Below are 9,559 nucleotides of genomic sequence, written 5' to 3'. Positions count from 1 at the left end.
CCCGCTCCCACAAGAAGTCTGCACTGACCTTAGAACTCGCACTAGCGACCCGCCCTCGCCGCGCCTGCTATCATGCGCAGCACCCCTCGCCCACAGGATCGCGCCGCTCCCCATGGATTACCGCAAACCCTCCGACCGCAAGAGCATGCACGCGCGCATCGTCCAGGAACTGGGCATGCAGATCGTCTCCGGGCGCTTCAAGCCCGACGACAAACTGCCCGCCGAAGCCTTGCTGTGTGAAGAATATGCCGTGAGCCGTCCGGTGCTGCGCGAAGCCACGCGCGTGCTGGTCGCCAAGGGCCTGGTGTATTCGCGGCCACGAGTGGGCACGGTGGTCAAGCCGCGTCGGGAATGGCACATGCTCGACCCCGATGTTCTGCACTGGCTGATGCAGAGCAGCCCGCAGAACGAGTTCTTCGGACTGCTCACCAGCGTCCGCAGCATCATCGAGCCGGCCGCCGCCGCCCTCGCCGCGCAATTCGCCACCGACGCCGACATCGCCGCTATCAGCGAAGCCTACCAGCGCATGGAAGCCGCCCCGACCCCGGAAGCCCTCTTGCAACCGGACCTGGACTTTCACAGTCGCATCGCCGAAGCGACGCACAACGACCTGCTCGCCAACCTGTGCAACATGCTGTCAGTGGCCATCGCCGAAGCGCTCAAACACTCCAACCAACGCCCCAACCTGCACGAGTTGGCGATGCCACGGCACAAGGCGATCCTCACCGCGATCGAGAACCGCGATGCACTTGGGGCGCGTCATGCCACGCTGGTGCAATTGGATGACGCCCGCAGTGCGCTGAATGTAGTGCTGGGCGCGGAGCCGTCCTGATTCATCCAAGCATCTGATCGCCAGCGCCTCCAGGCGTCGATGGCGCGCTGGCTCGAAACTGCACAACCTTGTTCGCAGATGGCGGTATTTATGTACCGCCCGGCGCTGCATCGTCTCACCGATTCTTTCTTCTTCGTCGCACCGACGATCACGAATCATTGAAGAAAGGATTTCTCATGACGACGTCTCTCCCAGTCGAAAACGACTCGGCCTTCCTGCAACGCATCCGCCTGCAATTCTCCGACCGCCCGAATTTCGAGGAGGTCGTGAAAGAATTGCTGGAACTGGCCATCCTGGAAAAATACCCCTCGTTGGCTGTTGATTTTTCCAAGCTCATGCTGGCAACGCCGGATGCGACCGCAAAGCGCTACCACCTCAGGCCCTTCATGCCGCTTGTGCTCGATTACCTGGCCCTCGGCACGCCTATCGATTTTGCCGCCAAAGGAACTCTTGAACCTTTCCTCTCCGACGACGCCCCGCGCCGTCTCCGGGCAGGTGATGAACGGGTGGATATCAAGATCATTGAACAAGCCGTGCAGGATTTATCTTGGACCGTGCCGATCGCGCTGCATGAGGCGCTAAACAGTTATTGGCATACCGCGGTCAATGGTTCGTCAACCATCGACTACAGCGGGTCCAGCCGTTTGCGTTGGCTCAGCGACATGCTGCGCAACATGCTTCGTATCCACTCGCTTCGCCAGCCCGGTCTCTCGGACCACGCCCGAAAAGCGCTGAGCCAGGTCATTGAATGCCCGACCTATGACATGCGCGTTCGCCATGACCGCCAGGCACCCGTCCAGGCGTACCAGCTCGCAACTGTCATGACCTCAGCGGCCGGCCGCAGCGTGTCGTCCAGCAGTGCAATACTGCTGGTTCACACGCAAGAGGAAAGGACCATCTACCTGCTGTGCCGCCCAGGCGGTGCCGTGGAGTGCTTTACATCAATAGAGGCATTCAATAGCTACTGGGGCGGGCTCATCGCTGGCCAGTTCGACGTCGACACGGTTACCTGCCAACGCCACGAACTTCTCAAGCACGTCTTTGAATTCCAGGCCGCACTGATCCTTAATCAACAAGTGGAGAATATCCAAGCGGTGAAGCTGCCCTCTCGGATCGGCTTGCAGAACCTCACGGCGCTCTACCAGGAGCTAAGCGACCCGACACAACATATTGTCGATGCGCCCACACTCGCACACGACACGGTAACCCGTGTCGAACCGCTGTTGCCGCAATGGGTAAAAGGCGCGTCATTTACCAATCAAAGGAAATTCCAGCGCTACAGCCTGGCCTTGGCCAGTGCGATAAAAAATGCTCAAGGGCGCACGTTTCTCAGTGATATCGAGGATATCAAGGCCTACACGGTTACGGCCTTGCTTGCCGACATGAGCCGGACCAACAGCGATAGCCCAACCAAGGCCCAAACCGATCAGTTCCAACCCGACGATATAGAGCTGACTTTCACCGTAGCCGCAGGCTATCCCGGAACAGTGGGCATCGTCGAACACCGGAAGATGAGCCTGACCGAGCTGGCCATCGCCAACCTCGTTTCAAAACCCAGCGGTCAGCTGAAACTCAGTCATCGTCTGGGCCTTGAGCTGCCCCATTGGTTGACCCCGGACTTCATCACCCGCACCCAGGGGTTGATCGAACGGGTGGACATCGGCACGAACTATCCTCGCTACCTGCAACAAAACCTGTTTGATGACGTGCTTCAGAGACAGGAACGTCAGCGAGTGTTTGCCGCGCAGATGGCCGCGCAGTTACCTCTTACAGCACTGAAACAGGCACTACTCAATGAAAACGGCTTGACCGTCGAAGGCGTACAACTGATCGAAGGATTGCTTGGCGCGGATTCCGAGGACCAACATATAGGTGGGGCATGCGTGGTCATTCGCCATCTAGCCCTGTTGCGCACCCCCCGGGCACAGCCGGATATTGTGTCCAACATGTTCATCATCGAGCCACAAGACATCAATACCGGCCCGCACGTGCTCTACCGCCCGCTGTACGCGGTATCGCTGCAACAGTTCGCCACGCGGGCGGCATTGCTGCAATCCATTACCGCGTCTGGTGAACTGCAGGACAGCGTTCTGGCGTGTTTGGCGGACGATGCTCGCCCGATTTATATCAATGGAGGTTTTCTCGAGCCGCGAATTTTGCAGTTTGCCGGCCTGGACGATTTCTCATTTCCTATGCGACCCGCCCCAGCGACGCTCGCCGTCAATGAAGGTAACGGGGAGTTGCTTCAGTTCCTGCACAACGGCGAATTGATGCAGTACCTCTACGGCAGTCAAGCACGTTCACTGATCACCCAGGCCGAGCGAGATTCGGTCTCCAATAGCGAAAGCCGCTGGGCCATTTTCAAGCAAGGGGCCAGCATCCTGTTCAATATCCTGATATTCCCTTTCCTGCGTGGCCCGTTCATGGCCACTGCCTGGCTATGGGCCCTTATCATCAGCGCCCGTCAGGACATCCCGGCCCTGAGCAGCGATGACCCGGTGAAACGAGAGCTTGCGGTCGTCGACTTGCTGCTGAATCTGGGCATGCTGGCGCTCCAGGCCCCGTCCGTTATCAAGAGCTCCTACACGCCACTACCCGAGGCTCTGAAGAACCAAGCCATCCGCTCGCCTGCGCCACGCCTCGTCCCGGAGCGCTGGCCAGTCCTGGAAGCTCCCGCCATTGCCGAGCTTCCCGTTGTTCTGTCGGAGCCGGACCTCAAGGTCCCTTCGTCCGAACCGCGCCTTCCCTACCCCACCTTCAGCTTCTTCGAGCCGAGAAAACTGACCAATGAGGAACATATCGCGCTGCAAAAAGTGGAAGTACCGTACCCCGAAACGTTACCCGCCCCCCTCACAGATCCATTTCACAAAGGGTTGTACCTGATCGACGACAAATTGCACGCAATGGTCGACGGAAGGCTTTACCGAATCATTCTGGACGCCTCCGAGCGCATGTCGGACGATCGCGCGACCATCGTCGATCCCCATGATCCTACAAAACGACTGCATACACTGCGCCAGGACGCACAAGGCAACTGGTCCATCGACTTGAGGCGTCGCCTTGCGGGGGGCATGGCGCCCAAGAGCATTGCCGAAGCAAAACAGCGAAAGGCCGCACGAGTGGCCGAATTGAAAAAACAATACCAGGAGTACGTCGATCGACAAGGTGTAATGGAGCATCGCCTGAGCACCCTTGGAGACCTCGTCAAAGCTCAGTTCGAAGACAGCAAATACACCGAGGCCGACCGAGGCCGTTATCGCGCGCAGTTGTACAAACTGCTCGAGGAGGAAACCCCACGGATGGAAAAACTGCTTGAAAGCGTAGAGGAACTTGAAAGGCTGGGCAGTGCACCCAATTCCGAGGCCAAGTACGCGCTAATGTCCAACATTGTCAGGAATGCGCGCAAGGCCTTTACTACCGTCCGCTACGAGCTAGAAGCGCATTTGGAGGCCAATGGCCAATTCAAAGGTCCAGATAATGTAGCGGCCGCCCTTAGAACCAATCCAGCGGCATATTTCGATTTCCTCCAAAAGGCAGCTGAGATCAATGGCCGGATGATCGATTGGCTGAAACTCGCGGATAGTTATCTCGAACGTCTATTCAATCTTGGCACCAAGGGCCAGGAGATGTACGTCAAGCTGACCCGCGACCGGGCCAATGAACCAACCGTATTGGGATGCCAGGCCCTTCAGTTGTCACTCCTGAATCCCTTGATTTACGATGACAATTTTGCCGTGCAGGTCCGTGATAATTATAGCCTGCTGCCGTTGTTGAAGCAGATCCGCACACATTCCGAGCTCAACACCGCCAGTTTTTCCTCTGCGGAACGCCTGGAACTGCTGGAAAGCCTGGGGGAACATTACGGAAGAGAATTGGAGCATCTCGATCTGGTCAAAGCCCTTTATGACAGCCATATCAATCAAACCTATTTCAAACAGCAATACGCCTTGATCGAGGGTTTCTACCAGGACGTGTCCTCGCAACTGGCTGCGCAGATCAGACCCGAGCCGCAAGCGTCCAGGAAACCGGCAAAACCCCGCTGGACTGCTCCTGGGGGCCGGCAGAAAAAGGTGATCAGAACGGAAAAAGGCGTGCTGGTAGGCGATTTGTTACCAGCCGCTAATGCGCAATCGCAAGACGTCGTCGAGCTGCGCTCGGAAAACGATAGACAACTATTGGGTACCTACTCGCGCCAAGGCGATGTCTGGACGCCCATGGATGAAGCCAAACCGGTCATAGCTACAGCCCCCAGCACCAGGGCTGTCAACATCCTCAAAGAGAAAGCCCAAACGCTGCTGGAGGAATTGCCCAAGCGGATGACGGCTGCCGAAGGCTACAGGAAGCGATGCCGCTTCCCTCAGGAAATCGAGGAAATCATGAATGGCGAAGCCAAGCGCTTCCAGGCCATTTCCGAAGAGCTCGATGGTGCATTCGGCGCTTCGCAAACCGCGCGCGCGCCGGCGGATCAACAGTTGATCAAAGAACTCAATGCTGCGGCTTTGCGCCTGAAGTCCTCGGGCGAGCACCTGCGCATCGAATTAAGCATCGAACTACCGCCCACCGACGCTGCGCTCCAGTACCTGCTGGGCAAAAAACGGGTCGAGATCCTTCCCCCTAAAGCGCGCATAAAGTTGAAAGGAGAGCGCAAGGACTATATGCAGGAATATCGCATCAATGACAGCGACGGCAACCCGATCTGGTGTGCGCATTTTCACTATGAGAAGGCTGATGCACCCAGTACCAACTACAGCGTCGCGCATTTGAAAACCTGGGGTGAACGCTTGGAGAATTACCACTCCGCGCTCGCCAGGGCGAGTAGCCATTATGCCGTGGTGGATGTGCATCGCGGGACCTTAAGCAAGCTCACCGCCAAGCGCTGGTTTCTTCCGCTGGCCGACAAGCCGACTTGAAAATCGCCGTCCCCTGGACTGAAACCTGACGTGAAAAGCCGCAACCCAAGGTTGCGGCTCGGTATTCTCCGGCCCGTCAGTGAGCAAACAACGAGTTGCCCTTCTGCCCCGCCAGCTTCTCCGGCTTGATCAGGAAACGCGCCAGCGCGGGTAGCAGCCACAGTGCACCGAACATATTCCACAACAACATGAACGTCAGCATCAGGCCCATGTCCGCCTGGAACTTGATCGCCGAGAAGATCCAGGTACAGACACCGATGGCCAGGCACAGCCCGGTGAACAGCACTGCCTTGCCGGTGGATTTCAGCGTCTGGTAATACGCCTCCTGCAACGGCAACCCGGCCCGCAGGAAACTTTCCAGGCGGCTGTAGATGTAGATGCCGTAATCCACGCCGATACCCACGCCGAGGGCAACCACTGGCAGCGTCGCGACCTTCACGCCAATGCCCATGAACGCCATCAACGCGTTGCCCAGCACCGAAGTCAGCACCAGCGGCAAGACGATGCACAGGGTCGCAGCCCAGGAACGGAAGGTGATCATGCACATCGTCGCCACGCAGATATACACGAGGATCAGGATGGTCAGTTCCGATTCCTTGATTACCTCGTTGGTGGCCGCCTCAATGCCTGCGTTGCCGGCGGCGAGGATGAACTCCAGGCCATCGCGGTTGTGCTCCTTGGCGAAATCCTGCACCGCCGTCACGGCGCGGTCGAGGGTCTCGGCCTTGTGGTCGTTGAGGAACACCAGCACCGGCGCCAGGGAACAACTGTTGTTGTACAGGCCGTCGGCCCGGGCGATGGAGCTGTTCAGTACATCAGGGTTGCGCGACAGGGTTTCCCATTTCAGGTTGCCCTCGTTCATGCCCTTGATCATCTGCTTGGACACAGTCACCAGGGAAATCGCCGACTGCACGCCCTCGGTGTTCTGCATCTTCCACATCAGCTCGTCGATGGGCGCCATGGCTTCGTAGCGCGAACAGCCTTCGGCCTTGGTCTTGACCATCACCACCAGCACATCGGAGCTGGTGGAATAGTTGCTGATGATGAAGTTGTTGTCCTGGTTGTAGCGCGAGTCCGGACGCAGTTCCGGCGCGCCCTGGTCGAGGTCGCCGATCTTCAGGTTCTGGCTGTACCAGAGGCCGCCGCCAAACGCGAGCACGGCCAGGGCAATCGATACCGGCGCGACCTTGGCGCTGGCAAAGTTCGACAGCAGGCGCCAGAACGGATGTTCGCGGGTCGCGTCTTTCTTGCTGCGCTCGACGGCGCGCTTGCTGATACCGACATAGGAAATCGCCACCGGCAGCAGGATCAGGTTGGTGAACACAATCACCGCCACGCCGATGGACGCGCCGATGGCCAGTTCGCGAATCACGCCGATGTCAATGATCAGCAAGGTAATGAAGCCGACGGCATCGGCGAGGATCGCGATCATCCCCGGCAGGAACAACTGGCGGAAGGTGCGCCGCGCCGCCGTCAAGGCATTGTCCGCCTCGCTGGACTGCAAGGCGATGCCGTTGATTTTCTGCACGCCGTGGGAGATGCCAATGGCAAAGATCAGGAACGGCACCAGCATCGAATACGGATCCAGGCCGAAACCGGCCGCATGCATCAGCCCCAGTTGCCAGACCACCGCCACCAGGGTGGTGCTCAATACCGCAACGGTGCTGCGCATGCAGTTGGTGAACCAGTACAGCAGGATCAGGGTGATGATGAAGGCCACGCCGAAGAACAGCACCACCATGACCAGGCCGTCGATCAGGTCGCCGACCTTCTTGGCGAAGCCGACGATGTGGATCTGCACATTCGGGTTCTGCGCTTCGAACTTGTTGCGGATCTTGTCTTCAAGCTCGTGGGAAAACTTGCGGTAGTCGAGGGCGAGCAATTTGCCTTGGTCCTGCGGGTCCGGATAGGACTCCAGCAGCGGGATATCGATGATGCTCGATTTGAAATCGTTCGCCACCAGGCGCCCGACCTGGCCGGATTTGAGCACGTTGTTGCGCAGCAAATCGAGGCTGTCGGCCGAACCGTCGTAGCTCTGGGGAATCACCTCGCCGCCGGCGAAGCCCTCCTCCGTCACTTCGGTCCAGCGCACGCTCGGGCTCCACAGCGACTTCAGGCCGGAGCGGTCGACGCCAGAGATGTAGAAGACCTCGTCGTGGATCTGCCGCAGGGTCTCCATGTACTCCTTGGAGAAAATATCGCCGTTGGTGGCTTCCACGGAAATCCGTACCGTATTGCCCAGGTTCGCCAGGTCATTACGATGTTCGAGCATCTTCTCGATGAACGGATGTTCAAGGGGAATCATCTTTTCGAAACTGGTCGACGGTCGAATCAGCGTGGCCTGCCAGAACAGGAAAATGCTGACCAACAGGCAAATGATGATCACTGCCGGGCGGTTGTTGAAAATCAGGCGTTCGAGGAACGTCGCCTTGTCTTGGTGATGACTGCTCATGGGGTCCGCCTTCCTGTTATTGTGCCCGTCTGACAGGCCCGGCTCATTTGCTCAGTTCGGCGCCAGTGGGCGTGGTAGCGCGAACGCCACCCTGTCCCGCCAGGATCAGGTTGCCGTTGCCCGCCGCCGTGACGGCCGCCACGGAAATGCGATCCGGACGGTTGAACACGCTGAAGGTCACGCCATCGTCGGTGCTGCGAATCACGCTGCCGCCGTTGCCGACGATCACGATCGAGCCATCCGGCAACAGCGTCGCGCCCGACAAGCCGAACTCCAGCGCGCCACGGGCCGCCTTCAGCTCGACCTGCTCCCAGGTGTCGCCGAAATCCGTGGAGCGATAGAGATTGCCGCGCAGGCCGTAGGCCAACAGGGTCGAAGGCTGGGCGGTGCCGATGGCGCCGAACAGCGAGCCTTCGTACGGACCTTCGAGTTTTTCCCAGGTCTGCCCCCAGTCGGCGGAGCGGAACATGCTGCCGGCCTCGCCGACGATGAACAGCCCGGCGTCTTTTACCGCGGCGATAGCGTTGAGGTGATATTGGTCTTCATTCTCGAGGCGGTCGCTGGCCTGCTCCCAGTGCTTGCCGCCATCGGTGGTCGCGTACAGCGCACCGTAGGCGCCCACGGCCAGGCCATTGCTGGCGTCCTTGAACCAGACGTCGAGCAGCGGTGCTTCACGGGTGAGGTCTTCGAACTGCTTGGTCCAGGTGGTGCCGCCGTCCTCGCTGGCGAGGATCTGCGCGTCGTGCCCCACGGCCCAACCGTGCTTGTCGTCGACGAAGAAGACTGCAGTGAGCAGTTGGCGGGTCGGCACCTTGGCCTGGGTCCAGGATTTGCCCTGGTCATCGGAAAAGACGATATGCCCACGGTCACCGACCGCGACCAGGCGCTGGCCGGCATGGACCACATCGAGCATGAGGGTTTTGCTGGCCTTGGCCGATTCGACGGAATAGATGACATCGGCCGTCGACGCCGCAACCGCCAGCACCGGCGCCGACAAAACGGCAGAGCCCAGCAGCGAGAGCGCCGAGACCAGCAGCGCAACTCTGCGCAGCACTGGCGGGCGGCAGCGGCCCACAGCCATGACAGGCTCATTCATAGACCTTTCCCCCATTTATTATTGTTAGGTCATTCAACCTTTCAGGGCGCCGTAGTCGGGCATGTCGAGATTGCCTGGCCGTAGCCCTGAAACCTGCAATCTAGAGCCCCTTCGGAAGCTGGCCTATCCTATCGGGCTTTCGAAAGGTCTGACAATCGACGCCACGTTATCTTTTGTTAACCGGGAGGGCTTGCGGCGGGGGTGAATGGCGGGGTATTCGGTGGGGTGATGGAGCACATTCCAAGCGGACCACAGTGGTGCCCCCTTGG

General features: G+C 59.1%; 4 protein-coding genes. 2 read left to right on the top strand and 2 right to left on the bottom strand.

Annotated features, from left to right (window positions below; translation table 11 throughout):
• The first annotated feature begins 112 nt into the window (after positions 1-112).
• Complete coding sequence (locus ACE04F_RS24385) at positions 113-832, top strand: FadR/GntR family transcriptional regulator (protein ID WP_486110263.1); 720 nt, start codon at positions 113-115, stop codon at positions 830-832.
• A gap of 176 nt (positions 833-1,008) precedes the next feature.
• A complete protein-coding gene (locus ACE04F_RS24380; RefSeq protein WP_486110262.1) occupies positions 1,009-5,742 on the top strand; it encodes a dermonecrotic toxin domain-containing protein in 4,734 nt (1,577 codons plus the stop codon).
• 76 nt (positions 5,743-5,818) lie between these two features.
• Here ACE04F_RS24380 and ACE04F_RS24375 read toward each other — a convergent pair whose 3' ends face one another.
• Both ACE04F_RS24375 and ACE04F_RS24370 read right to left on the bottom strand, forming a co-directional pair.
• Complete coding sequence (locus ACE04F_RS24375; RefSeq protein ID WP_486110261.1) at positions 5,819-8,194, bottom strand: efflux RND transporter permease subunit; 2,376 nt, start codon at positions 8,192-8,194, stop codon at positions 5,819-5,821.
• 43 nt (positions 8,195-8,237) lie between these two features.
• The gene (locus ACE04F_RS24370; protein WP_305500455.1) at positions 8,238-9,290 is read right to left on the bottom strand and encodes a WD40/YVTN/BNR-like repeat-containing protein; all 1,053 of its coding nucleotides are present in this window, start codon (positions 9,288-9,290) and stop codon (positions 8,238-8,240) included.
• Between the last annotated feature and the right edge of the window lie 269 nt (positions 9,291-9,559).

Source organism: Pseudomonas sp. AGC41 (genome assembly GCF_057334555.1).
This window is presented reverse-complemented; position numbering and strand designations above follow the sequence as displayed.